We start from the raw sequence: 23745 nt of genomic DNA, 5'->3' as shown, positions 1-23745 counted from the left end.
AGGAGGAGGATCGAACTCCCGACCTTCGCATTGCGAATGTAAAAATCTTGCCATATAAATCAAGCGACCTAGCTTTGCCCTCGCTTATTTGCCACAATCTTGCCACACTCCATTCGAGCGAACACTGACAAATGCCAACCATACGAAAGCGTGGCCACTACCAATGGGAGGCCCAGGTCCGCCGACGCGGCTACCCAGCACAGAGCAAGACTTTTAATACAAAGGCTGAGGCGGAAGCGTGGGCCAGCATGATCGAATCGGAAATGTCGCGCGGCGTGTGGGTCAGCCGCAGTGAGGCGGAGGCAACGACGCTCTTTGAGGCGCTGAAACGCTACGAAGAAGAAATCTCGCTGTCAAAGAAGGGGGCCGCACAGGAATTGTCCGTTCTGAAGACCTATAAAGCAGTCGACCTCGCGAAGCGGCCACTAGCAACGATTCGCAGCGCAGACGTAGCGAAGCTTCGGGATGAATGGCTGAAGGAGTACAAGCCCGCGACAGTCCTACGTCGCTTGGCGGTACTGTCCCATGTATTCAACATCGCCCGTAAAGAATGGGGCATGGACAGTCTTTCAAATCCGATCGAACTAATCCGCAAGCCGCCGCCTAACAACGCTCGTACGCGGCGCATTGCTGTAAATGCCGCGCCTGTATGCACGGTAAGCGGGCAAGAATCCGAGCCGCGTGGCGCGGAAGACGGCGAGCTCGAACGAGTAGCCAAGGCTAGCAGCTCTGCGCTGCTGCCGTCCATTATCTGGCTGGCCGTCGAAACCGCGATGCGCCGGGGTGAGATCGTGTCCCTATTGTGGGTGAACGTGGACCTAAATCGCCGCGTCGTGCACCTGCCGTCGACGAAAAACGGAGACGCCCGCGACGTACCCCTATCGTCGCGTGCCGTTGCTGTGCTTCAGGCGCTAAAAGACGCGCGGAATCACGCCAAGGATGACACAAGCGAAGGTGACGAAGATAACGCCGGCCGCGTATTCGAGATTCGCAGCGACGGGGTAACGAGAGCTTTCGAGCGCGCAGTAGGGCGCGCCCGCAAGCTTTACGTCGATGAGTCCAATGCTATCAAACAGAGACCGGATGGCAAATTCCTGACGGACCTTCGCTTTCACGACCTGCGACACGAGGCGATCTCGCGCTTGGCATCCATTTTCCCAATGCACGAGCTGACAAAGATAACGGGCCACAGAGACCCGCGTATGTTGATGCGTTACTACCACCCAAGAGCTGAGGATCTAGCAAAAAGATTGCCCTAACTCCAGCGGCAGTCCCCCGAGCGTCGTGCCCGGAGATGTCCTAGACGACCTCTCGTCGGGGCGGCCTAGCTACTACTTCAACCTAAGCCGCTGCTCGCTCTTTTATGTCGTTGAGCACAGCAACGATTCGTAGAACATCGGCTTGCGGGAACAAACCGCTCACTCCCTGATCATCGAAATCGGTGAAGGGGCTCTCGTACAGCCGGCGCGGGTCCATCGCGCCCCGATCGGTCAGATGGTCGACGATTAGATTGATGAACTCAATCTGGTTGGCGTTGAGGTTTCTGCTCGTCAAAAAGTCAGCGAAAGCAACCTTGGCGGCATCCCGCTCAAGACCGACGAGGGAGCGAATGAACAGGCCAAGGCCGCCGTCCGCGCCGAGATTGACCAGTTCGTCGTTCGTCCCTACGCCTTCCTCCAAGAGGATGCGTTCAAGTTCGGACAGGTCTTGTCGCGTGAGCTGTTCGTTCCGTCGGAGCTTCTGGACGGTGATGTGGTCCGCATGGGTCTTCAGGAAATGCCGGACCTTCATTTGGAACCGTGCTTTGTCCGTACCAACACTCACGTCAGGTAGTACGATCGCAGCACCTTCGCCGATCTCATCCTCGAAGTCGGTATAAACAACCTGACGCTCGTCTGCCTCGATTAGTTTGATCAGCGAGCGAAGTTGCCGGCGCATCTGCTCCAGAGTCCAAGCATCGATATCCTGCCAGTATTCGTCGGTTTGAAGCTCCATGATCAGCGCCATCTGCGCCGCGACCATTGGCACGTTGGCGACCAGCTCCAGCCTGCTCGTCAGAGCCATGACCTTCTCCTTGCAACTCGCGAACGTGGCTTCGCCGCGCAGCAGGGCGAGCTGCCCAGTGATGACGATAAAGTCGAATTGTTTGGCGGCGGTATCGTTGTCCTCGAAGCCTGTCGGCAGACCGGCAACCTCGCGGGTTAGGATATCCCGGTCTTCCGAGCTGAAAAGCTCCCATGCCTCTCGTTGCTGGAAGCGCTCGACCGCCCGACGCTTGGCGCGCACGAGGAAGTTATCGAGCGTCATGGCGCTGACCTCCTCGTAGAGGCGCGTCCGAACGTCAGCGTCAAGGCGTGTGAGTTCGTCTGGCCGGTCAATCTCTGGCAGGCCCTGGATTTCAGAGGCAAGCTCAACGCGGGCGGCGAACAGGCGCTCGCCCAAGGAACGGCCAACAGCGCCATCGGTGATCTTTGGATTCAGGCTAAAGAACTCAAAATTCTGGCAAAAATCGAATATCAGGAAGGTCTCTTTGTGCTTGCCCAGTCCGAAGAGGTCGGGGCAAAGACGCGTCCCCCGGCCGATCATCTGCCAGAATTTGGTCTTAGAGCGGACGATCTTGAAGAAGACGAGGTTCAGAACCTCGGGCACGTCGATGCCCGTGTCCAGCATGTCGACGGAGATGGCGATGTGCGGCGCTTTGTCGGGGATTGAGAAGTCGTCGATTAGGGATTGTGCATACTCGGTCTTGAAATCGATTACGCGCGCGAACTGCCCGGCCAAGTACGGGAAGTTGGCGTCGAAGCGCTCGGCGATGAACTGGGCGTGGTCGTGATTCTTAGCGAAGATGATCGTCTTGCCGAGCCTGTCGCCTTCAGCGACTTTGAGCCCGTGCGTCATCAGGTGCTCCAGCACCTTGTCGACGGTATCCTTGTTGAATAACCACTTGTTGAGCGCGCCGGGATCGATATCGCTGCCCGGGAGCTTGTCCTCCCATTCCAACAAATCCCACTTCTCTTTGTCCGCGTCCGACAGCTCGTCGTATTTGATGCCCTGACGAATGAACTTCAGCGGGACCGAGACCGCCGTCGGCGGCACGAGGAACCCGTCGCCAACCGCGTCGTCGAGATCGTAGGCGTCGGTTGGTACGCCGCGCTCCAACATAAACAGCGAATAGGTGTCGCGATCGATTTCATCGCGCGGCGTAGCGGTAAGCCCGACCAAAAAGCTGTCGAAGTAGTCAAAGATAGCCCGATATTTGCGGTAGACCGATCTGTGCGCTTCGTCGATGACGATCAGATCGAAATGCCCGGAACCGTACTTTCGCTGCCCGCTCTGGATCTCGTCGATCAGGCCCATCATCGTTGGATACGTCGCGACATATACCCGCGCGCCGCTATGATCGTTCTTCTTCGGATCGTGGCGCTCGATCAGGTTTGCGCTCGGGGCAGACGGCAGGTGTTTTTTGAAGTTGTTATGCGCTTGCTTTACAAGCGCTACGCGATCGGCTAGGAACAGCACTCGCTTCACCCAGTTGGCCCGCATGAGCTGATCGACGAGCGCAATGACCGTCCGGGTTTTACCAGAACCCGTCGCCATGACGAGAAGCGCCTTGCGGTGGCGATCTTTCTCAAACACCTCGCCAACGCGGCGAATGGCGCGGGTCTGATAGAAGCGCTCGACGATGGCACTATCGATGGTCGTCGCGGTGAGCCCGCGGCGCGCATCCTTGCGCTGTCGCCATAGCTCCAATTCGTCCTTCTTTAGGAAGCCGTCGACCTGACGGGGCGGATAAAGCGTGTCGTCCCACAGCCAATGCTCATAGCCGTTGGTGTAGAAGATCAGCGGCCGGGCGCCGAACTCGGCCTCAAGGCAATCGGCGTAAAGCTTCGCCTGTTGCTGTCCAACGCGTGGGTCGCGCTTGGTTCGCTTGGCCTCGACGACGGCGAGCGGCTTGCCGTCATCGCCCCAAAGCACATAGTCGACAAACCCCTCTTCGGCTTGATTAGGCATGCCTTTGACCGGGTATTCTCGATCGCGCGACTGATCGAGTGCCCAGCCAGCTTCGGAAAGTAGCAGATCGATGAAGGCGTCGCGAGTCTCAGCCTCGTTATAGTCGTGGGTGTCAGCCGTCTGTTTGTTCGCAGCCTTGACCGCCGCAACCTCCGCCTGAAGCCGTTTGACCTCAGCGTCGAGGCTGACCTTATCTTCCTCGCTCTTGACCCGGGCTGCCTGCTCCTCTGCCAGAAGCCGTGCAGCCGTTTCGCGCTCCTTCGCCACCGCCTCCAATTTTGCGAGCGTAGAAGCTTCGACCTGTACGGCGCGCGGTAGAGCATCGGCATTGAAGGTCAGCGCTGCGTCCGGCTTGGGTCCTCGCGCGTAGGTGCGTACCAGCCAGTAGCTGAAATGGAATAGCTCACGAACACAAGTGATAGCGTTCTGCGCGGCAACAGGACGGGTCTCGTGAACCGCCTTATTGCCGAAATCCTTGATAATACGTGCCTTGGTGACAAGCGCATTACCCGCCACCGCGCGGAATGTACCTTCATGGATGAGCGCCGACAGCGTCGTGTCGTAAGGCGATCGCAGGCTGCGATCGTTGGCGTACATCCACTTGACCGCGCCCTCGAGTGCCAGGCGCGCATAGAAACACGCGCCACGAGGGTCGGACAGCGCCGCCATTTCCGCCTTTTGAGCTAGGTCATAAACTGCTGAAAATTCAGCTTTCAGGAAGGCGAACTGGGTCATGCACGGCCCTCAAACACGATTTCCGGATCAATCTCGTGCGATAGGTAGGGAAGCAGCCCAACCAACATCAGAGAAACAGAAACAAGGTCGCGCAGTTCAATTTCGCGATGTGCGCCGCCGCCGGTGCCATGCCCCATGTTCGGGTAAGCACCACGAAATGCGTAAATCTTCTCGGCCGCCTGCTTCACTGTTGCATGAGGCCATGATCGCACCTCGCCAATCATCTCCGAAAGAACGCCTTTGGTCACATGAGGATTTCGAGACGTAATGGCCTCGAGCATATTGAACTGCTTGATGAAGCAGCTCTTGAGCCGCCCGGCGTTCGGACCAAACTTAAGATCGCGGAACGCATCGTCAAATTCTTGAATGGAGCTTTCGAGCCGCGCATCCTGCAAACACAGATCGCGCACCTCCCCCCAAACCGACGCGAAGATGCCGGGCAGATTAGGGTGAAGGGAAAACGGCCTGCGTAGATCGTAGCGAATGCTGTACTTGCGCAGAAACCCCTCAACAAGATTGACGTATCGGTTAGAGAGATCGTCTCCGCCAATATCATCGATGCACTGAAAGGCTTTTTCCAGTGCAATCACGGCGTCGGATTCGGTGTTCAGCGTCGCTTGGAGCCGCTCTCGGAGCCAGACCCTTGCCTCCTCCCGGCCCGCAGTCAAAGCCTTTCCGTAAGCAATCTTTTGTTGGCGATAATCTTCTAATGCCGTTTCGTAGTCCGCCTGTGCAACGAGGTATGCAGGGTCGGTCGCGTTTCCATTATCGTCAAACTCAACGGGTTCGCCCGGCGCAGCGGGTGGACGAGGCTTTGGCATCAAAGCCTGATAAAGCTCGGAAAATAGCTCCACTGGGGCACTTTTGCTTTCGGCCAAGCGCACCCAAATGTCACTCCACACATACGGCCAAGCTGTCTTGAGGTCGCCGCGCATTGTTAGAGCTCTGCCCGGAAAGCCCGATTCTGAATCGATAAGAAAAGATTGCCCATATGATCTAAGCTTGCGTCATTTTCTGAAACTATTGGGCGTAGCGCTGAAATTTTCGCCACAAACTCTTTCTGCAATTCAAGAGGTGGAATGAAGATGGGCGCACTCACGATCAAACCAATGTTCAAAGTTGGCTGCGCTACGGTTCTCGTCTCAGCGGCGAAGTAACGTTGAACTAGTGGCGAGCGGATCATCTCTGCTATAAATTCACGTTCTGCAATTTGAGAGTCCACTGGCACGCGAGCAACGGCTCGGGCGATATTCGCTCCCTTGAGCCCGGAATGGGCCAACGCAACCGTGCCGATAGAACCAACGCAGCCAATCAAAATTTCATCGCCAGCCAGTCGAGAGCGACTGTAATTCGCTTCGATTTCCGATGAAATTTTCTTGATTTCGGCTGGGTCTATAGATGGCTTGAGCAGGTCACCAACGCGTATCAGGGGAATCCCTCCCTCTACATCATCGCCGGGTTGAACGACTCCGTAGTTGATTTTGTCGCCTTTCCGGACAACGCTTTCGAGCTCGGCTTCTTTCCAACCTTTTGGATTGCAGGTCAAATCACCAAACATCTCATGAAATATGGCTTGGGCGAGTTGGTTGAGGCGGTCGAGGGCGCGCCGGCGCTTGCGGCGCAGCTCATCCGCCTGATCCAAGATCGCTGCAATCCGCTTCTGTTCGCCAAGTGGGGGAAGCGGGATTTCAACCCGTTCAACGATTGCCTTCGAGACCTCCTTGAACGTCGCTCCATTGCCAAGTAACTCAAGCTGAGAGCGATGGCATTTTAGCCACCAATAAAGATAGGACGCGTCGACGTTTGGGCCAGGAACCATGCTCTTGAACCCTTGGTTTGTTGCCATCGGTACAGAATTTATTGCGACGTGTCCAATCGGTGCGCGAGAGCTGAACAACACCGAATTCGCTGGTAACAGTTCAGCGGCGCAGCTTTTCAGTCCAGCAGCAGTAATCTTGCGGGGCGTGTCGCCAAGGAATTTTCCGTCCAAGTCCGACAAGTCTTTCGGAGTCGTCCATGGAACATCGCCGTCCCAAAACTCGGCGGTACCACTCTTCGGCGTGGCTCCGCCGACAACACGAACGCAGTCCTTCAATGCAACTATCGGCCATGTACTCATCGCAGCATCGCCTCTAGGTTGGTGAGGCCATCGCTGATTTCAGCTTCAAGCTGGCGCAGTTCGTTGATGATGTCGGCGGGGCTGTCGTGCGTGACTTCCGCGTGCTCAACTTCCTTGTAGCGGTTGAGCGACAGGTCGTAGGTACCAGTAGCGGCAATATCGGCCTTGGGCACACAGAAGCTTTGCGCGGTGCGCGGGTTTTCAAGCTCCCCCTCTGCCCGGCGCAACCAACGCGCCAAAGCGTCGGGCAGATTGTTCTTGGCGTGATCGTTCCCACTGAGGGGAGATGCGGGCAGCACGCCCAGCTTTGCATCGTCGAGCAGCGCCGTGCGCTTATCATCCAGTGAGAAGCCATCGGCTTGAAGATCATAGAACCAGACGCTTTCGGTTCCACCCACGCCGGTCTTGGTGAAGAACAGGATGGCGGTGGACACGCCCGCATAGGGGCGGAATACGCCGGAGGGCAGTTTCACCACACCCTCAAGCTTGTGCTTCTCGACCAGCATTTCGCGCAAGGACTGGTGAGCCTTCGACGAACCGAACAGCACGCCATCAGGCACGATCACAGCAGCGCGCCCACCGGTCTTGAGCAGGCGTAGGAAGAGCGCGAGGAACAGAAGCTCGGTCTTTTTGGTCTTGACGATTTGTTGGAGGTCTTTGGCCGTGACTTCATAGTCGAGCGATCCGGCAAAGGGCGGGTTTGCAAGGATCAGCGAATAGCGTCCAGCGTCGCTATCATGTTCCTGCGCCAGGCTGTCTCGGTAGCTGATATCCGGGTTATCGACGCCGTGCAGCGTCATGTTCATGTTGCCAATGCGTAGCATGGTCGGGTCGAAATCGAACCCATGGAACATATTGCCGTGGAAATGCTTGCGCAGGCGTTCGTCCCGAAACAATTTCGGATGATTGTCGCGGAGATATTCTCCTGCCGAAACAAGGAAGCCGCAGGTGCCAGCGGCGGGGTCGCAGATTACGTCCTCCGGCGTGGGGCGCGTCATCTCCACCATTAGGCGAATGATGTGCCGCGGAGTCCTGAACTGTCCGTTCGTACCTGCGCTTGCGATTTTACCAAGCATGTACTCGTAGAGGTCGCCTTTAGTATCGCGATCCTCCATCGGAATCTTGTCGAGCATATCCACGGTCTTGGCGAGCAGGGCCGAGTTGCTGAACCCGAGCCGAGCATCTTTCATGTGCTGGCCGTAGCTAGACCCCTTCTCGCCCATTTCCCGAAGGAAGGGGAAGACTCGCTCGCCCACAACGCTCATCATTTCGCGAGCTTCGAAGTTTCGGAAGTGCGACCAACGAAGGTCGGAGTATGGCCGGCCCTGCTCATCGTTCCCTTCAGGGAAGATGCGCCGCTCAATAGCTATACCGAGGTTAGCGGCCTTGTTCTCTTCCAGCGTCTGAAGATCGTCGAGTCGCTTTATGAAAAGCAGATACGTGATCTGCTCGATCACGGACAGCGGATTGGATACCCCGCCCGACCAGAAGGCATTCCAAATCTGGTCAACTTGATTGCGAATTTCTCCGGTAAGCACCCTTAGTCGTTCCCTTTGTTCGATCGTCGCATCGCAGGCCCGCGACGTACGATCGTATTAATTCGAATAAAACCTGCGCCGCAGACCTATCCTACCGCCGGCAAATATTAATAAATTGGTCTCTAGCGGACCGCCCAGGCTCCGGATCGAGCCGAAAGCTTTGCCACAATCATTGGCTTCGTGGGGCTATAACGCCGACATGTTTGTAAAGCGTGGTTCGGGAAACCCCATACCGACGCGCAACGTCCGCCACCAGGATATCGGGGTTACGCAGCAGCGCCTTAATCGCCCGCACTTGCTTCTCTCCCAGCTTGGGCTTGCGGCCGCCTGAGCGGCCTCTGGCACGGGCCGCGGCTAGTCCGGCACGGGTCCGTTCACGGATCAGACTACGCTCGAACTCGGCGAGTGCCGCGAAGACGTGAAAGACGAGTTTGCCGGCCGCGCTGCCCGTCTCGATTTTCTCGGTCAGGCTTTCGAAGCTGACGCCAGTGCGCTCCAATTCGGCCACGATCTGCACTAGGTCGGGAAGGCTGCGGCCGAGCCGATCCAGCCGCCATACCACTAGCGTGTCGCCGCTCCGCAGTGCCTTCCTGCAATGCTCAAGCTCGAGACGCTCCGCACTCTTCCCACTCGCGGCCTCCTCATAGATGACGCCGCAGCCAGCCTGTCTAAGCGCATCACGCTGAAGGTTGAGATTCTGATCCTCCGTAGAAACCCGAGCATAACCAATCCGCTGATTCATTGACACAACCAGGACGTTGAAAACTTGACGCGAATGTTAACCCGACAAAGGGGGTTCGGCTAGAGCACGATAGGCACTTTTAGCGTGTCTAGAAAACCACCGTTTTATGAACACTCCGAGGATCGACGCCGTCGCAGCCTCAACAGTCATGAGAATGCCCTTCACCTCAGAATGCACTGCCGACACGGCGTTCAGCTCGACGTAGAACCGCCCGTCAAGAACACCTGGACTGGGTCACTATGACAAGATGACCCCGCAAGTTTGTCGGCCGAACGCTTCTGCTGGACAATACGCTGAGAAAACCATGATTTGCTGACTCGGATAGGCTATGGAAATTAAATCGATACTCGAAGACAAGAAAGTTTCTGCGAAAAGTGTACTTATTGAGATATCTATCGCAGATTATCTCACTCTCGCCAAACAAATTTATAAAAAGAACAATCTTCAGCGAAAACGTGTGCGCAGCTCCAAAACCGTATATTCGCTACTGAAAAACGATATTTTGGAAGGCTGCGTCATACCCCCGGTTGTATTGGCGTACACAAAACCCGCCGGAACATTGGAGCAGGATCTGCCGCGAGCATTGAAGCAGGACAGCGCGAATTTTGTTCTTCTCGATGGATTGCAGCGCAGTCTCACGCTCATGGAAATTGAAGCCGAGACTTCGGACAGGCCAATTATCCAGGAAAGATTTTTGCAAACGAAAATCCGCTGTGAGATCTATGAAGGCATCAATAAGCTTGGCATTCTATACAGAATGCTGACTCTCAACACAGGGCAGACTCCTATGTCGGTACGACATCAGGTGGAAATTATGTACCAAGACTTTTTGGACGTTGAAGTTGATGGAATAACGCTGGTTCGTGAATCTGATGCACGGCGTGCCCGACAAGCGGTCAGAAAAGGAGCGCCGTCAGCCACAGGCCAACGGCAAGGAAAACCAAGTTCCAGTCAGCAGTATCGTGAGCGACGAAACTTCGCCGACGCGAAAGTAACAATGCTGCAGCATTATCGGTGTTTTGAAGAACTCCCGCCACGCTCACCAGCGCCCAAGTGCGCTGAGTAATTCCCGGGGGAACCTGCTGTAAGACCGCTGATCTATTTGCCTTAAACGTTCGCTGACTGCGCGGCCTTCTTGTCCGCACGATCGAGGTCCAGCAAGCCACCGCTTTCAAAATCGGCCAAACGTCGGATACGAGTAAGCATTGCAAGTATGACCTTCGTCGAAACCACGATGTTTGGTGAATACTCGTTCAGTAGACTTAGCTCTGCTTCGATGCCTAATGTAATGCCGATTTCCTTCGTTTTGCCATGCAAGAATCCGACATTGTCTGGCGACAGAGGCAGTTGATCATCGCGCTTCGTCGATAAGTCCGCTTTTTTCAGTTTCTGCGAGTTCAGAAGCTGGTTAAGCATCCTTTCGGCCGTTACCAACGCCTCTTCAGCTTGCAGGTAGCATCGAACGGCGCCGGCAATGCTCTCGCCAACCGACTCCAGAGCCTCGATCTTTATTTCCCCAGGCGACGCATATCGGATCTGCTTGATCTCCAAGTCATGAAGAGATGGCACCAGCCCTTTTAACGCCTCAAACAAATTGATTCTGCTATACCCCCCCGTCCACGGGGATGTGAGATATCTGCTTACTCGGCCGCCCAGATTCGTGACAAATCGTGGTTTAGTGCAGTAAAAGAACGCGTACAACTGCGAGTAGATTTTAGAAAACCTGTCCAGGTCGGCAAAGAACCACTGGCCGTCAATCGGCACCTCAAACGATGTCGGATTGAGTTCTTTTGTCAAGGAAATGTCTGGGGCCAACTCCTCGTCGAACACCGACTCATCCGTGGGCAGGTACTCCTCAATCTCCGCCAGCGTGCTCGTGACGTCTTTGATGCTCCGATGATGCGACCGTCCCTTAAAGCCACCTTCATCGGTAAAGACGTCCTGGAAGGTAGTATCGACAATAAACCGCTGGGGAGCTTGCAGCACAAGGGTGCGAAGTGCCGACGCCTTCGTCAGATAGGCAACCAAAAGCGGGCGTGCTACAGGAAACAGCAGCCACCGCTGGACCTGCTGGCCGTCGGTGTCGCACCACAGATAGAGCCAGTTTCGCTGCGCATCGCGAAAAAGCGATAGCACCGGACCTTCGAGGTAAAGAAGGTCGCAGATATAGCTATGACTGTCGATGACAGAGATTGACTCGCGAGGAGCGTTGATCCTTCTCACAGCGGAAGCCTCGCATGGTCAGCAACAGCCTCGGCCCCGGAGAAACTCTGAAATTCGAAAAAGTCGAAGTGTCCGGTTGCGTTAGGCAACGTACACACCCCGTCCGCACTCGAGATTTTCAGTGCGATGAAGTGGTCACCGACGTTCTTGAGGAATTTAGGCGACGTCGCGAGCACCTTTTTCGCCTTCCTTGTTAGCGCGTCGAGTGATTCAAACACAGAAAGCGAATAGCCTGTGCAACACTGGGTGATAGGTTGCCCAGCGTGGGTTCGCTCCGGCTGAATCTTCGCAACCGGCAACCAATTGTGCGCATGTTTGATATCGCCGAATGCAAATCGAAATCCAACGATGTCAAGCCCCTGCACATCATGCGGTGGACAGCCGGCTACCTCCCTAATCTCCGTTGCGTACCGTAGTACGACTTTGCCCTCGTTTGGAGGCGCAGATTCGGAAGCTTGATCCGCGACGGGCGCGGCTGCCGGTAGGGCAACGTGAACGTGCGCTAAGCCATCATTTTGATTTGTATTCATTTTTATTAGGTTACACAAACCGCTGATTCGTCCGCAGTAGAACGCAGACATCGGTCTCTATCACACGAGAGTATAACGCGACCCACCACTTCAATCCTTACAACGTGGCAAACTTGCTCCTCGATCTCGATAAGCGCCCCGTGTCGGCCCTAGGCCTCCAGCAATCGTTACGCTGACGCGGTCTTCAGTATCTCCGCAAGCGCCCTTATTGAAACGGAACACTGATGCAGCTCCAGTCCGACCTCAGTTGGACTGTCTTTTCGCATTTTGCGGTCCAGTTTCCTCACTGCTTCTCCAGCGGCTCGATCTCGGCGAGATAGGGACGTAGCTCATCCATGATACGGTCCTCTCGTTCCTGTAGTCGCTTGACCGCAGACGCGTATTCCCGCTCGTACCTCTGTCGCGCGACCCGTGTATCGCACCATGCACGGCTTAGGGGCTCGCTTTCTTTTCGCAGCTTGCGCAACTTGCGTATCGCGACGTTCAGCTGTGCCTCGTCCGTCAACTCGGCGGCCAGTTCAGAATTTATCATTGACTTTGCACGCACGGCTCGGTTGGTTGACGGACTCGTCCACGGCTCAAGAACGTTTTCAATCCATCCCCAAAGCATGTCAAAACGCCAACACAAGTTCACGACAGGTTGCGTAATGTGCGTACTGCTGGAGTCTGCCATCCATGACGGGACACTCAGCCGCTGCCCGAGACCTCGACGCGAGTGGCGTATCTCGCGAGAGCCATCATGAAGCGATTGATGCGTCGCAGAACACTGGCATAGCTATACATGGATACGCTCCACTTCGTCCAGGCTGATCTCGTCGTGACGCCGGTAATAGAGCTGCGTGATACGCGTCGAGGCGTGGTTCGCCATCGTCGCGGCATTCTCCAGCGTGCCCCCGTTCTCCAGGTACGCGGTGATGCCGGTCGCGCGGAACGTGTGGTTGCCGATGACTGTGCCGATGCCCGCGGCGAGCGCCCGGCGCCGCACCATTGCGTAGGCATTCGCCTTCGGCAACGGCGTCGTGCTTAGCTGCCCCGTACCACGCCGGAACGTGCGGAACAGCGGCTCCTTCAGCTCGGCACTGATACCCGTGCCGTCGAGGTACGCATGCAGGTACGCCTCGAGCGTATGGTGACAAGCCATTGCGTGCGCCTTGCCACCTTTCTCGCGCAGCCGAACCCACAGGCGCCGCTGCTGCACATAGACGTCCTCGACCCGCATCGCCAGCGCCGCGCCCACCCGAGCGAACGAAAACACCATCAGCGCAATCAGCGCCCGGTCACGCAGTCCGATCGGCTTCGAGACATCGATGCTGTCGAGCACTTGCCGCGCCTCGCTTGCCTCGAGCACAGGTGTCTTGCCCTGCTTGGCGGTATGACTTGGCCCGTGCACCGAGGCCGCCGGGTTGTACGGCACGATCTGGCCAACTACTAGCCAGTCGAACAGATGGCGGATCGCCGCCAGGCGCTGCTTGACGGTCGGTGCGGAGTGCGTTTGCGTCTGCAGCTCCATCCAGGCGGCGACGTGCAGCGGCTGCACCGCCGTGATGGACGTCACGCCAGCGCCGGCGCACCAAGTCAGAAAATCCCCCGCCGCGCGTGCGTACGCGCGCCGCGTGTGCGGATTGCGGATCGCCGACGCAAAGAATTCCAGGAAACGGATGCCAGCCCGTTCGCCGGCCGCAATGACCAGCGCCGGCGGAGCAATGCCGTCCGGGATGACAAGCTGGTTCATGACTGGGGGGTGATCCGCAGCCAGGCGCCGAGCGTATCTTTAAGGCACTGCTGGCAGAGGTCGACGCTGACCTCGTTACCGTCCCCGAAGATCGAGCCAAAGCCACCGCGAAACGACAGTGACACGTGCTCATGCCAGCCGGAATCGTAATCGTCCCGCGTCATGCGTTTCTGGCACCGGTCACAGGTGCAGGCCGCGACTTCGTGAACAACCTTGTCCTGATATTCGAGCATGGTTTTATCTCTTTATGGTGCTGTGCAGTACCGCGCGGATCGGATGTGCGTCACGGCAGCGCTCCGAAAAGCTGTTCTAGAACGGCATCCTACGAACGCAGTGGCGTGAAGGCGCTGCGCGGGACAGTCCGCTGATTGGGCCGCTGCAGCTTCACGCCCGCCGCATTGGCCTTGGTATGGGTCGCGGTCTTCAGGTTCCGGATATCAGGCAGTGGCTGGCCGGGCGCGTTACCGAACCAGAGGAAAGACTGGAACTCCAGATCCTCGCTGACCACGATCCACAGGATGCAGCCGCTGGGCTTGTCCATCAGCTTCAGGCTCGCCGTCACGCCCATCCGCCTGCCTCCGGCCACCATCACCTTGAACTGGATATGACGGACAACGGCACCGTGGCTCATTACGAGGTCATAGCCGCCCGCGTCGAACTCCGATCGCAGCACCTCGACATCGACGATGCGCCGCCGCCACAGCAGGCGCAGCGCGTCGCCGATAAACGCATGCTCAACGATCCGCTCGCGCAGCACGGAGTGCACGGAATGACGGTCGTCGCTGTCTGTCATCTGGTCATCTGGCTCGTCCACGCGCCGGCCTCTTCTTTATATAGGTGCGCCTCTCAGCGAGCATTCCGCGTGTGCGCACGACATGCGCACAATACCCCCGTCTCGAAACAGAGACCTGTAGAGACAACATGCTTGAAACAGATGATGACGTTGACGCGCCCACCCACTATCAAGACGGAGCTAAGGGCCTCAGCCCCGCTCCGATGCATCGGGTGTGGGCGCTCGAAGACAGCCGTTCAAGTTCATTCGGCCTTCGTTAACCTTTCGATTCGGACGTTTGAAGCATCAATGAAAGCCAGGGCATCATCCAAAGCATCGTTAGCTGCTTTTGTAGATTTCGCAACGCTCGCAAATACGTCGAGTAGATCAGGCGGCAGGGGGTCGTTGAAGTCATCGTGAACATCGAGCTTGCCATCCAGAAGACCGAGCCGAATACATGGCGAGAGACTGGAGACAAACTGCTCTCCGTGCTCCACAGAAAATCTTACATGTTCCCGGTGCCCATCCGGATATTTCTTAGTACATAGTCCGATAGGGGTATCCGCATCGCGGTAGTAAATCGCCCTTCCTGCGTCAAGATGCTCGCGCGCTGCACGGCCATCGTCGGATTGCAGGAGACGAATCCACTCGTCCGTATCATCTGGCAGACCTTTGAATTGGTCATCTTTCATAGTAGGTCTAACTCCAACGCTGAGTGAAGTTTAGCCGCTAAATTCTGCCGAGTTCGCCACCTTCTTCGCATCGGCCGTAGGTCGTTAGCGGTGCGTTCATGATATTAGTTTAAGGGCAGTGCGCTGTTCGGCTAGCGAAGGATGAGCCTCTAGATTGCGACTGTCGTCGCAAGCTTTCGCCAGGTTTGAGTATCAAAGCACTGCGAATATCAGCGCTGAGCTGCAAGGGGGCCTGTAAGACTCTGAAAGACCTATACCGCTTCAGGACGACCTTGGTTGCTGTGTCGCTTTCGAATTTTTCGGCTCAGCTTCCTTACTTGTTTCTCAAGCTCCTCGATCTTTGTGAGATAGGGCCTGAGCTCGTCCATAATACGGTCCTCCCGTTCCCGGAGTTGCTTGACCATGAATGCGTAGTCTCGCTCGTATTTTCGACGAGCCACCCACGTTTCCGACCACGCGCGATTGAGCTGTTCGCTGTCCTTCCTCACCTTCCGCAATTCGCGTATCGCCGTCTTCAGTTGCGCATCTTCTGCCAGTTCGGCCGCTAGTTCCGGGTTCATGTCAAGCCTCGCTTGCGCACGGTCCACTGTCACATCGCTTCGAATACAGCTCCGCACAAACTTGCCGTTCTAGTCTGCGGGATTGAACCAACCGCGCGCCCCCGTACTGTCAATGAACGGGAGCTGACGGCCTTACCCGCCATTGCCGTTGATGCCATCGCACGCAGATTCAGGGCCTCTTGCACATCTCAAGCCGCGAGGCACGGCTTGGAGGCCCTTACGGGACTGCCATGAGCATCGAGAGCCCCGAAACAACCGCGCCTCGATGTTGCTGATTCAGGCCGTGCGAAAAATTGTGCCGCCGCCTCTACGTTGACAGTACGGGGGCGGGGTTGGTTGCTATCGACTCAACTCCTCTGGGGCTCGTCCTTCTCCTTGTCGATACGCCGATTCGAAGCGGAGATGAACGACAGGCGTCGTCTACTGCGTCATTGGCTTTCTGGACAAACCCAGCTCCAGGAACGCGCTTACGCTTTTCCCGCTCCACCATCGATCATCCCTCGTTATTAATGTAGCTCGCCGCTCGGCAGTCGGGTGGGGTTCTCACCCCTCGCTTCTACCGAGAAGCTTATTTCTTTCGGGCCGTCAACCTCCGTCCGCCGCCTTTGGCGGTGTCTTGAGACGGGGCTTGCTGGAATAGCGCCGCGGTCCCTTATAGCTCGGCAAAACCGCTATCAAATGCTCGCCTTGCAGGTCAAATGTCACCAGCTCCCGTCGACCGTCCGGATACACCTTCAAAATCCCGTCCATCCCTTCCGGAGCCGACACATACGCCGGTTGACCGGCTGCTAAGACCGCTTCAAACGGCCGCTGACGCAGAATGGCTCTAATGTCCAGCTGGAACGGGCGCGGCTTCCGCGTCGAACGTGCCGCTTTGCGACCTGACCAACCCATCACACCGAGGTCCCAAGCGCCGACACTTCAAATCCAACAACCTCGACCGCCGACGCCGCAGCATCCAACGACTTAAACACCCGAGCGGCACCATCCTTAACCGCTCGCAACGCCACCGCTCGATCTTTCGTTCCAAAGAAGCGAACCACCCATCCGCCTGGAACACGAACCAACGCAAAGGCCGTCAAGAGGCCCCCCTCGCGCAGCTCCGACGCTACCCGCTGCGTTACCAATGTCTGGTCCGAGAACGCCGGCAACTCCAATGTCCTACGATCTGTCACATCCTTCATGCAATCCCCCGCGGTTTTAAGAAAACATTGTGACGTTCTTCAAAAGCATCAAGACGTTCTTGATGGTCGGGAATACGTTAACCCAAACCGAAGAGACGTTCTGTCCTGCCCCTCGTTTGTCAACAGCGCTTGTGACAGATGACCTATGCGCTATCTGCGATACCGTCAGGGTCTTCCTTCCAGAACCTCTCCCCCACGCGGAACCCGAGTTGCCGAGCCAACTCACGCGGCAACCGCAATAGAATTGAAGCCTTCTGTCGAACGACCAACACCTCGAAATCAACCCCCTGGATTTCGACGTTCAACACCTCGTCATCAAACAGCTCGTAGTACGTCTTCCACGGCGTTGTACATCCGCCCTCGCTCTGCTCAACTATCCTGTCTCCGCTCATTCATTCTCCCTTATCACGTAATTCGCCCTCGTACTCTGCCGCATATTCTTCGTCGGCGAGTTATTTACACCGGTCCGCGTCGTCACAAAGCTCGACATGTCCTCGTTCAGGAGCGAAATTTAGCCGCTAAATCCGCCTAGCGCGCCAGCTTCGGGCGATGACGGCAACCGCACGTTCGGAACACTGGACCGTTCCCGGCGAACAGGCAAGAGCACTGGACTGAAAATTTAGCGGCTAAATCCTGACGGTCCTTCGAAGACACCGTCGGAGAGCCGAAGAGCCAATACGCCCTCATTTGCAGTCCGCGATTGACGGCAACTTCAGGCGACCGAGCCGGCGCCAATCGCTTTCACTGGAAGCGGTTGAATTTATAGCCACTCATTCGAAAGGCATGACGGATGACGACCGAAGATGGGCTACCGGGCAGCTGGCTTTTTAACGAGATCGAGCATTGCTATTTGCATCGTAACAATCCGTTCGAGCACGCCATGAATAACCCTGCGCATTTGCGCAGGATCCTGCGAGCCAAGTTTTTCACTATTTGTCAGCCACAGCTTTAATAAGCCACCAAGCCGCCCTTGATCTCCATTAATTTTGGCAAGCTTTAACACTAGCTCTGCATCGATGACTCCCTTGATGCGGTAGCCCATTCCGACGTTACGCAGATACATCGAAACACTCATTCCTGCCTTACGCGCGTTCTCTTCAATGCTCGCCTTCTCTTCCGGCAGGCACCACACTTTGATTGGCGTAGAACCTTTTCGGGTGGCCTTCACTTCGTTATCCATTCTGGCGTTCACTCGGTATGCGCCCTCTGGTCGGGCCGTTGTCACCACGAGGTGACCACTCGCCTCAGCACGATTTCTGTTGAGCGCGGAGCGCGAATAAGGAAAGTGAAGAAGGTCCGCCCGCTTGCGGGTGGGCCTACTTCACCTATCTTGCCCTGCTTTTTAGCGGTACGTTTCAAGGATAGCGATCAAGAATCAAGCGATCAAAATCCGAACAACGGTTAGCCGAAAGCGGACTGTTCGGCTTTTGATCGCTTTCATCTTGATCACTTCAAGTTTGATCGGTTATTGATTGGGTTTATCTTGAGTCTGTCTTGAAATGTTCCACCTCTTGTCTAGAATTAAAGCGTTCACGTAACGACGAAAAGCTTGATAGCCGAAGGTAATTACCCCTTCCTCGCGTAGGGCACGGTGGATCGCCAAAAGTGACCAGCCAGCTTCAATTGCCTCTGCGACCTCACTCCTTATTCCGAGAAATGTAGCCCGATTCGCAGGACCCGGTGAGTTGCCTGGCTCTGCCAGGGCTTGCGCAGCGATTCTTTGCGAAAGACTAATCTCTTGCATCTATCCTCTCCTTTTTCGAACGCTCAGCAGTGAGCACACTATTGATTCGCGCGAGTTCGGCCACCGCTCGTGCTTTCGACGAGGGAAGCACGGAATTAACTGGAGGCGATGGAAAGGTAGACGGCGGACATGCTGTAGCAGCGAACGCACCGCTTCTAGCCGCGCGAATTAGTCCGGTGAGGTAAGGCAACGGCCCATATTTAACATCGCCGCTGTCTAGCCGCCGAGAGAGTTCATCTAACAGTTGCTGCGCGCAAGCAGGGCCAAACGGCAAAACGGCCTTTTCAGCTGTGAGCCGCTGATCCTGCGTCAACTGCTCCGGATACCTCAGCGGGGCAGTAGTAGTGTTAGGAATAGAGTTATCGTTAGTGTTACCCAGCCGGGTATCGATGGCGTATGGATAGGGTATCGATACCCTATCCGCGACACGCTCTGGCCGAAGCGTTGCTTCGACGACAGCTTGTAGATCGCCAACCTTCTTGTCGTTGCTTGGAAGTCTCGCGACGAAGTCATCGATAAATTCATCGCGCCACTGCGGCGGTATGGCTGCGATCTGATCAAACGTTCGCTGACGCAAAGTTCCACCGACGGCCATTGTCGGTGAATTGTGCTCCCACCAAATGCGCACCCATACGTAACTTAGACCTTCGTCTAGTTTCACGAAATTACACTCAGTGAGCCGTCTGAGCACAGGCATGAGCTGTGAGTCTGAATCCCAGCCCATTTCCGAGGCTGCGATTCTGGGCACAAATTCGTACGCGCCAATGATGTTGCTAAATGGGCAAGTAAGAAGGTACGCAAGCATTGCCCGATCCTCCTGTGTCCTGCCGGCCATCTTCGTCGACCGCCAGAACGCCGCGTCGTTGATAGTTCTTTGTCGTCCCATCAAGCCGTCTCCGCGGTTTTGGTGAGCTGCCGCTGCCGTGCGATAGCTTCGGCTTTGGTCGGCCGACCGCGTCGAGCTTGGCCGTGCTCTCTCAAGTTCGATGCAGCGACGATGGTGAGCCCATGAACATGTTCTGCCAGCCATTGCTCGACATCCTCTGCGCGCCACAGTAAGCGCTTCGTGCCAGGCAATCGGCATATAGGGGGGAGCGATCTAGGGTTGCGCGTCGCGTCGCTACGTACGCTGGCCACCGACTTATGGAGACAGGCGGCTAGTTGATCGACTGTGAGCAGATTTCTCATCAGCGAGCCTCCTCAAGCGAGAGCACGAGCCCGCTCAGAAAGCTGGCAGGTATGGAAGCGACAGCAAAGGCGACGACTGGCAGGAGATAGGAAGAGATTAAAAACCGATACCAACGCGGTCGATAATCGCGGACAAGCAGGACTTGAACAGTCGGAAGGTTCATGTGACAACCCAATGAAGCGGCTAGGGTCATCAAGTAGATGCGCCGGATTTCTACTCGGTATTTGACCTTGGCGACACCGATGCCCGGCCGTTTGTTTGCAAAATCACGATGTCTGGATGAAAGGCAGTCGCAGATATGCGAGCCACCTAAGCGTCGAGCAGGTTGCCAAAGGCAACCTGTCGGTAGTCGACCATGGCAAGAGCCCGGCCTAGAGGGAGGTGAATCGGGCGACCCGAAAGGTAAGATCCGTCCGACGAGAGGCAGTCTAACTGCAATGCTGAGCAATGTCACGCACGACAAACCGAGTTAGTCGCCACACTCGCAGCAGATCAGCCACAAATTTGCCACACTCGCACTGCGAAAACCTGCTTTAGAAAGCAAAACAACGCACTACATCGTAAGACGTAGTGCGTTGTTTCTAAAACAAAATCGTGGTGGAGAGGAGGAGGATCGAACTCCCGACCTTCGCATTGCGAACGCGACGCTCTCCCAGCTGAGCTACCCCCCCAACGAAGTGCGATTCTACCACAGCGAAGCGCCCTGCAAGCAAGCCCCTCCGCTGCGCCACAACACGTCACTTCTGCGGCGCCCCCGCGAGCACCCACGCGACGACGGTCTGGATATCGCCATCGTTCATCGCGGGGTGCGAGGGCATCGGGATCGAGCCCCAGACGCCGGCGCCGCCGTCCTTCACTTTCTTGGCGAGCTTCGCACTCGCCTGAGCATCGCCCTTGTACTTCTGCGCGACCTGCTGGAACGACGGACCCACGAGCTTGCGATCCACCGCGTGACAGCCCATGCACGCATTGCTGCGCGCAATCGCCATCGCGTTCGCAGAAGAAACCGACGCAACCGGCTGTTCAGCCGCCACCGCATAACCTGATGTCGCCAACAACGCAGCCACGACAAACCTTGCTTCAACCATCTTCACGCACCATTACTTCGCTGAACTGGAACTGCCCGGACGCACATCAGAATTCTTCACGGGCGCCGGGGTCTGCTGATCGAGCGGTCGCGACGTCACGGAAGAATCCGGCACCGTGCCGACTGTCGCTTCCGCGGGCGCAGGCGTCGCCGCCGTCGATGCACTCGTGCCCGACGCCGCCGCCGCTGCCAGCGCCTTCGCTTCTTCCGGCTTGATGTACTGATACACCTTCACGACCTGCTCGACGCCCGACACGCGCGCCGCGACATCCGCGCCGTGCGCGCCTTCATCCTGCGTGACGAGGCCCATCAGATAGATGATGCTTCGCTCGCACACCACCTTGTAGTAGTTGGCCGACAGATCCTTCTCGCCGACCATCGCGGTCTTCACGCGGCCTTCGAGGTACGAATCGTTGGCGCGCGACGATATCGAACTCGCCGGCTGCACCGACAGTTCGTTCACGATGCCGCCCACGTTGTTGATATCGCGCACGACAGCTTCGGCCTTTTGCTTGGACGCGTCGTCGGGCACTTCGCCCGTCAGCAGCACGCGCCGGTTGAACACCGTCACGTTGATGTGCGCCTGATCGGACACGTTCTCCTTGATCCGCGAAAGCGCCTTGACCTGGATCTCGCGGTCTTCCGTTTGCGCGCCGAGCGTGCGGCGATCCGTGGCGATCAGCGTGCCGCCCGCCGCCGCGCCCACCACCGCGAGCGCGCAACCCTGCAGCGTCAGCGCGACGCCGGACAACAGGCTGACCGTCAGCGTGGCTTGAGCCAGCGCCGCCTTGACGCGTGTCTTCTTCATCAACTCCGTTCCCCCTTTTGGATTCAGTCTTCGCCCAGCAGCATCGCGTCGATGCCGTCGCACAGGCAATGGATGGTCAACAGATGTATTTCGTGGATGCGCGCGGTCCGTTCGGACGGCACGCAGATGTGGATGTCGGTATCGGCGAGCACGTCGGTCATCGCGCCGCCGCCGTCGCCGGTCAGCGCGATCGCGACCATCTCGCGTTCGTGCGCTTCCTGCACGGCGGCAAGCACGTTCACACAGTTGCCGGATGCACTGATCGCCAGCAAGACGTCACCCGCTTGCCCGAGCGCGCGGACCTGATTCGAGAAGATCTGCTCGAACGCGAAGTCGTTGCCGATGGCCGTGAGAATCGAGGAATCCGTGGTCAGCGCGATAGCCGGCAAGCCGGGGCGCTCGCGCTCGAAGCGGCCGATCAGCGCGGCCGCGAAGCGTTGGGCGTCCGCCGCCGAGGCGCCGTTGCCGCATACGAGGATCTTCGAGCCGTTGGCGAGCGCGCTGAACAGCGTATCGACGGCGGCCGCGATGGGCACCGCGAGCGTATCGAGTGCTTCGAGCTTGAGCGCGGCGCTGTCGCGGAATTGCTGTTGAATGCGTTCGACTGACATCGACTCTCGGTGTTCGGCCGCGATGCGGCGTTCGTTGCGTGTGGCGTCGGAGCGAGGCGCGCGCAAATCGCGGCGAGCGTCCGGCGTTGAGTCTGCGCAGTTTACCGCATGCACCCTGCGCCGAACCGCGCGCTACGACTCGTCCGCGCGAAACGCATCCGGCAGCCAGCGAATCTCGCCCGCGTCGAACGCGATCACGTCGAAGCGGCACGCCGGAAGCGCGCCGCGCCACGTCGTCAAATAGTGCTGCGCGGCGCGCACGAGGCGCGCGCGCTTCGTCGCGCCGATGCTCGTCGCTGCATCCGCGAACCGGCGGCTCTTGCGCGCCCGCACTTCGACGAACACGAGCGCGCCGCCTTCATCGATCATCACGAGATCGATCTCGCCGCCGCGACAGCGCACGTTTCGCGCGACAAGGCGCATGCGCTGCCGCTCGAGATAGTGGAGCGCGCGTGCCTCGAAGGCGTCGCCGAGCGTTTTGGACATTCGTGCCTCGTGAAAGTTGTCGGCGGGCAGGCCGAAGCGCGCGTGGCAAAATGACGTCCTCTCCTCTTCGCTCTATGCCCGCCCGCGCACATGTTGCACATCACTGAACTGGCCGCCGGGCAGCAGTATCCGGCGGGCGCGCTTTACGTCGTCGCCACGCCCATCGGCAATGCCGCGGATATCACCGTGCGCGCGCTGCATGTGCTTTCCCTCGTCGATCGCATCGCCGCCGAGGACACGCGCAACACCGCGCAACTGCTCGTGCGCTACGGCATCTCGAAGCCGTCCATCGCCGTGCACGAACATAACGAGCGCAGCGCGGCCGAGCGCGTGATCGAGCATTTGCGTAGCGGCGAGCGCATCGCGTGTGTGTCGGATGCAGGTACGCCCGGCATTTCGGACCCCGGCGCGCGTCTCGTCGATGCCGTGCGCGAAGCCGGCCTGCCTGTTGTTCCGCTTCCGGGGCCGAGCGCGGTCGTCACCGCATTGAGCGCGGCGGGCGCGTGGGTCAACGGCTTCACGTTCGTCGGCTTTCTGCCAGCGAAGGCCAAGCAGCGCGCCTCGCAATTGCGCACGCTCGCGCAGCATCCGATGGCGCTCGTCTTCTACGAAGCGCCGCATCGCATTGTCGAAACCACGCGCGCGCTCGCCGATGCGTTGGGTGGCGAGCGTCAGCTTCTGATCGCACGCGAGTTGACGAAGTTACACGAGAGCCTGCATCGCTGCACCCTGGCCGAAGGGCCAACGTGGCTCGAAGGCGATGCGAATCGTCAGCGCGGCGAGTTCGTGCTCGTTGTGGAAGGCGCGCCCGAAGCGGAGGATGCGGAGGACGCGCACGATGCGCTTCTTCTTACGCTGCTGGAGGAGTTGTCGGTGAAAAGCGCGGCGCGGATCGCGGCGACGCTGACGGGCGCGCCGCGCAATGCGCTGTACGAGCGCGCGCTGCGGCTCAACAAGCCGGCGCAGGAATGAAAACGGGCCG

General features: G+C 57.6%; 22 protein-coding genes and 1 tRNA gene. 3 read left to right on the top strand and 20 right to left on the bottom strand.

Annotated elements, in window-relative coordinates:
* Window positions 1–131: 131 nt before the first annotated feature.
* Window positions 132–1259, top strand: coding sequence for a site-specific integrase (locus tag NCR35_RS01435; protein WP_250532737.1), 1128 nt, complete (start codon window positions 132–134; stop codon window positions 1257–1259).
* Between the two features lie 82 nt (window positions 1260–1341).
* Here the strand turns inward: NCR35_RS01435 and NCR35_RS01430 are convergent, their stop codons facing one another.
* The 5 genes from NCR35_RS01430 to NCR35_RS01410 form a co-directional block, all read right to left on the bottom strand.
* Window positions 1342–4746 carry a DEAD/DEAH box helicase family protein gene (locus NCR35_RS01430; protein WP_250532735.1) on the bottom strand — a complete coding sequence of 1135 codons (3405 nt, stop codon included), beginning with the start codon at window positions 4744–4746 and terminating at the stop codon, window positions 1342–1344.
* On the bottom strand, window positions 4743–5681 hold the full coding sequence (locus tag NCR35_RS01425; RefSeq protein WP_250532734.1) for a hypothetical protein: 939 nt from the start codon (window positions 5679–5681) through the stop codon (window positions 4743–4745). The genes NCR35_RS01430 and NCR35_RS01425 overlap by 4 nt, the downstream gene beginning before the upstream one ends.
* Window positions 5682–5683: 2 nt before the next feature.
* Entirely contained in the window at window positions 5684–6865 is a 1182-nt protein-coding gene (locus tag NCR35_RS01420; protein WP_250532732.1) for a restriction endonuclease subunit S, read from the bottom strand.
* Entirely contained in the window at window positions 6862–8403 is a 1542-nt protein-coding gene (locus NCR35_RS01415; protein WP_250532731.1) for a type I restriction-modification system subunit M, read from the bottom strand. Before NCR35_RS01415 ends, NCR35_RS01420 begins: the two co-directional genes overlap by 4 nt.
* A 169-nt stretch (window positions 8404–8572) precedes the next feature.
* Complete coding sequence (locus NCR35_RS01410) at window positions 8573–9145, bottom strand: recombinase family protein (RefSeq protein ID WP_250532730.1); 573 nt, start codon at window positions 9143–9145, stop codon at window positions 8573–8575.
* A gap of 328 nt (window positions 9146–9473) precedes the next feature.
* Between NCR35_RS01410 and NCR35_RS01405 the strand changes: the two genes are divergently transcribed.
* Window positions 9474–10211 (top strand): hypothetical protein, encoded by a 738-nt coding sequence (locus tag NCR35_RS01405; protein WP_250532729.1) that lies wholly within the window; start codon window positions 9474–9476, stop codon window positions 10209–10211.
* Between the two features lie 41 nt (window positions 10212–10252).
* On the opposite strand, the gene NCR35_RS01400 is transcribed toward NCR35_RS01405, so the two are convergent.
* The 15 genes from NCR35_RS01400 to NCR35_RS01330 all read right to left on the bottom strand — a co-directional run bounded on the left by NCR35_RS01400 (window position 10253) and on the right by NCR35_RS01330 (window position 22763).
* A complete protein-coding gene (locus NCR35_RS01400) occupies window positions 10253–11368 on the bottom strand; it encodes a hypothetical protein (RefSeq protein WP_250532728.1) in 1116 nt (371 codons plus the stop codon).
* 1305 nt (window positions 11369–12673) lie between these two features.
* Window positions 12674–13630, bottom strand: a complete 957-nt coding sequence (locus NCR35_RS01395) for a tyrosine-type recombinase/integrase (RefSeq protein ID WP_250532727.1) — start codon at window positions 13628–13630, stop codon at window positions 12674–12676.
* Window positions 13627–13863 carry a hypothetical protein gene (locus NCR35_RS01390; RefSeq protein ID WP_250532726.1) on the bottom strand — a complete coding sequence of 79 codons (237 nt, stop codon included), beginning with the start codon at window positions 13861–13863 and terminating at the stop codon, window positions 13627–13629. The genes NCR35_RS01395 and NCR35_RS01390 overlap by 4 nt, the downstream gene beginning before the upstream one ends.
* Before the next feature lie 89 nt (window positions 13864–13952).
* Entirely contained in the window at window positions 13953–14423 is a 471-nt protein-coding gene (locus NCR35_RS01385; RefSeq protein ID WP_250532725.1) for a hypothetical protein, read from the bottom strand.
* Between the two features lie 242 nt (window positions 14424–14665).
* Window positions 14666–15094 (bottom strand): hypothetical protein, encoded by a 429-nt coding sequence (locus NCR35_RS01380; protein ID WP_250532724.1) that lies wholly within the window; start codon window positions 15092–15094, stop codon window positions 14666–14668.
* 251 nt (window positions 15095–15345) lie between these two features.
* On the bottom strand, window positions 15346–15654 hold the full coding sequence (locus NCR35_RS01375; protein WP_250532722.1) for a hypothetical protein: 309 nt from the start codon (window positions 15652–15654) through the stop codon (window positions 15346–15348).
* Between the two features lie 1327 nt (window positions 15655–16981).
* Complete coding sequence (locus tag NCR35_RS01370) at window positions 16982–17230, bottom strand: hypothetical protein (protein ID WP_250532721.1); 249 nt, start codon at window positions 17228–17230, stop codon at window positions 16982–16984.
* 416 nt (window positions 17231–17646) lie between these two features.
* Window positions 17647–18018: a conjugal transfer transcriptional regulator TraJ gene (gene traJ, locus NCR35_RS01365; RefSeq protein WP_250532720.1), complete on the bottom strand. Its 372-nt coding sequence runs from the start codon at window positions 18016–18018 to the stop codon at window positions 17647–17649.
* A 285-nt stretch (window positions 18019–18303) separates the two neighbouring features.
* Window positions 18304–18582 (bottom strand): TraK family protein, encoded by a 279-nt coding sequence (locus NCR35_RS01360; protein WP_250532719.1) that lies wholly within the window; start codon window positions 18580–18582, stop codon window positions 18304–18306.
* A complete protein-coding gene (locus NCR35_RS01355; RefSeq protein ID WP_250532718.1) occupies window positions 18569–19468 on the bottom strand; it encodes a hypothetical protein in 900 nt (299 codons plus the stop codon). Before NCR35_RS01355 ends, NCR35_RS01360 begins: the two co-directional genes overlap by 14 nt.
* A gap of 898 nt (window positions 19469–20366) precedes the next feature.
* Window positions 20367–20442, bottom strand: a tRNA-Ala gene (locus NCR35_RS01350).
* Between the two features lie 66 nt (window positions 20443–20508).
* Window positions 20509–20859 carry a c-type cytochrome gene (locus NCR35_RS01345; RefSeq protein WP_250532717.1) on the bottom strand — a complete coding sequence of 117 codons (351 nt, stop codon included), beginning with the start codon at window positions 20857–20859 and terminating at the stop codon, window positions 20509–20511.
* Between the two features lie 12 nt (window positions 20860–20871).
* Window positions 20872–21666, bottom strand: coding sequence for a BON domain-containing protein (locus tag NCR35_RS01340; RefSeq protein ID WP_250532716.1), 795 nt, complete (start codon window positions 21664–21666; stop codon window positions 20872–20874).
* Between the two features lie 23 nt (window positions 21667–21689).
* Entirely contained in the window at window positions 21690–22277 is a 588-nt protein-coding gene (locus NCR35_RS01335; RefSeq protein WP_244847602.1) for a phosphoheptose isomerase, read from the bottom strand.
* A gap of 132 nt (window positions 22278–22409) precedes the next feature.
* A complete protein-coding gene (locus NCR35_RS01330) occupies window positions 22410–22763 on the bottom strand; it encodes a YraN family protein (protein WP_250532715.1) in 354 nt (117 codons plus the stop codon).
* A gap of 90 nt (window positions 22764–22853) precedes the next feature.
* On the opposite strand from NCR35_RS01330, the gene rsmI reads away from it, so the two are divergent.
* Window positions 22854–23735: a 16S rRNA (cytidine(1402)-2'-O)-methyltransferase gene (gene rsmI / locus NCR35_RS01325; RefSeq protein WP_250532713.1), complete on the top strand. Its 882-nt coding sequence runs from the start codon at window positions 22854–22856 to the stop codon at window positions 23733–23735.
* The last annotated feature ends 10 nt before the right edge of the window (window positions 23736–23745 follow it).

This window comes from Caballeronia sp. AZ10_KS36 (assembly GCF_023631105.1).
GTDB lineage: Bacteria > Pseudomonadota > Gammaproteobacteria > Burkholderiales > Burkholderiaceae > Caballeronia.
Note: the sequence above shows the minus strand (reverse complement) of the source record. Positions and strands in the feature narration are given on the sequence as shown.

Bases quoted from the DNA above. Each gene is read 5' to 3' on its own strand.
- NCR35_RS01435 (WP_250532737.1), top strand. From the start codon at position 132: ATGCCAACCATACGAAAGCGTGGCCACTACCAATGGGAGGCCCAGGTC.
- NCR35_RS01430 (WP_250532735.1), bottom strand. From the start codon at position 4,746: ATGACCCAGTTCGCCTTCCTGAAAGCTGAATTTTCAGCAGTTTATGAC.
- NCR35_RS01425 (WP_250532734.1), bottom strand. From the start codon at position 5,681: ATGCGCGGCGACCTCAAGACAGCTTGGCCGTATGTGTGGAGTGACATT.
- NCR35_RS01420 (WP_250532732.1), bottom strand. From the start codon at position 6,865: ATGAGTACATGGCCGATAGTTGCATTGAAGGACTGCGTTCGTGTTGTC.
- NCR35_RS01410 (WP_250532730.1), bottom strand. From the start codon at position 9,145: ATGAATCAGCGGATTGGTTATGCTCGGGTTTCTACGGAGGATCAGAAT.
- NCR35_RS01405 (WP_250532729.1), top strand. From the start codon at position 9,474: ATGGAAATTAAATCGATACTCGAAGACAAGAAAGTTTCTGCGAAAAGT.
- NCR35_RS01395 (WP_250532727.1), bottom strand. From the start codon at position 13,630: ATGAACCAGCTTGTCATCCCGGACGGCATTGCTCCGCCGGCGCTGGTC.
- NCR35_RS01390 (WP_250532726.1), bottom strand. From the start codon at position 13,863: ATGCTCGAATATCAGGACAAGGTTGTTCACGAAGTCGCGGCCTGCACC.
- NCR35_RS01385 (WP_250532725.1), bottom strand. From the start codon at position 14,423: ATGACAGACAGCGACGACCGTCATTCCGTGCACTCCGTGCTGCGCGAG.
- NCR35_RS01380 (WP_250532724.1), bottom strand. From the start codon at position 15,094: ATGAAAGATGACCAATTCAAAGGTCTGCCAGATGATACGGACGAGTGG.
- NCR35_RS01375 (WP_250532722.1), bottom strand. From the start codon at position 15,654: ATGAACCCGGAACTAGCGGCCGAACTGGCAGAAGATGCGCAACTGAAG.
- NCR35_RS01370 (WP_250532721.1), bottom strand. From the start codon at position 17,230: ATGAGCGGAGACAGGATAGTTGAGCAGAGCGAGGGCGGATGTACAACG.
- traJ (WP_250532720.1), bottom strand. From the start codon at position 18,018: ATGGATAACGAAGTGAAGGCCACCCGAAAAGGTTCTACGCCAATCAAA.
- NCR35_RS01360 (WP_250532719.1), bottom strand. From the start codon at position 18,582: ATGCAAGAGATTAGTCTTTCGCAAAGAATCGCTGCGCAAGCCCTGGCA.
- NCR35_RS01355 (WP_250532718.1), bottom strand. From the start codon at position 19,468: ATGGGACGACAAAGAACTATCAACGACGCGGCGTTCTGGCGGTCGACG.
- NCR35_RS01345 (WP_250532717.1), bottom strand. From the start codon at position 20,859: ATGGTTGAAGCAAGGTTTGTCGTGGCTGCGTTGTTGGCGACATCAGGT.
- NCR35_RS01340 (WP_250532716.1), bottom strand. From the start codon at position 21,666: ATGAAGAAGACACGCGTCAAGGCGGCGCTGGCTCAAGCCACGCTGACG.
- NCR35_RS01335 (WP_244847602.1), bottom strand. From the start codon at position 22,277: ATGTCAGTCGAACGCATTCAACAGCAATTCCGCGACAGCGCCGCGCTC.
- NCR35_RS01330 (WP_250532715.1), bottom strand. From the start codon at position 22,763: ATGTCCAAAACGCTCGGCGACGCCTTCGAGGCACGCGCGCTCCACTAT.
- rsmI (WP_250532713.1), top strand. From the start codon at position 22,854: ATGTTGCACATCACTGAACTGGCCGCCGGGCAGCAGTATCCGGCGGGC.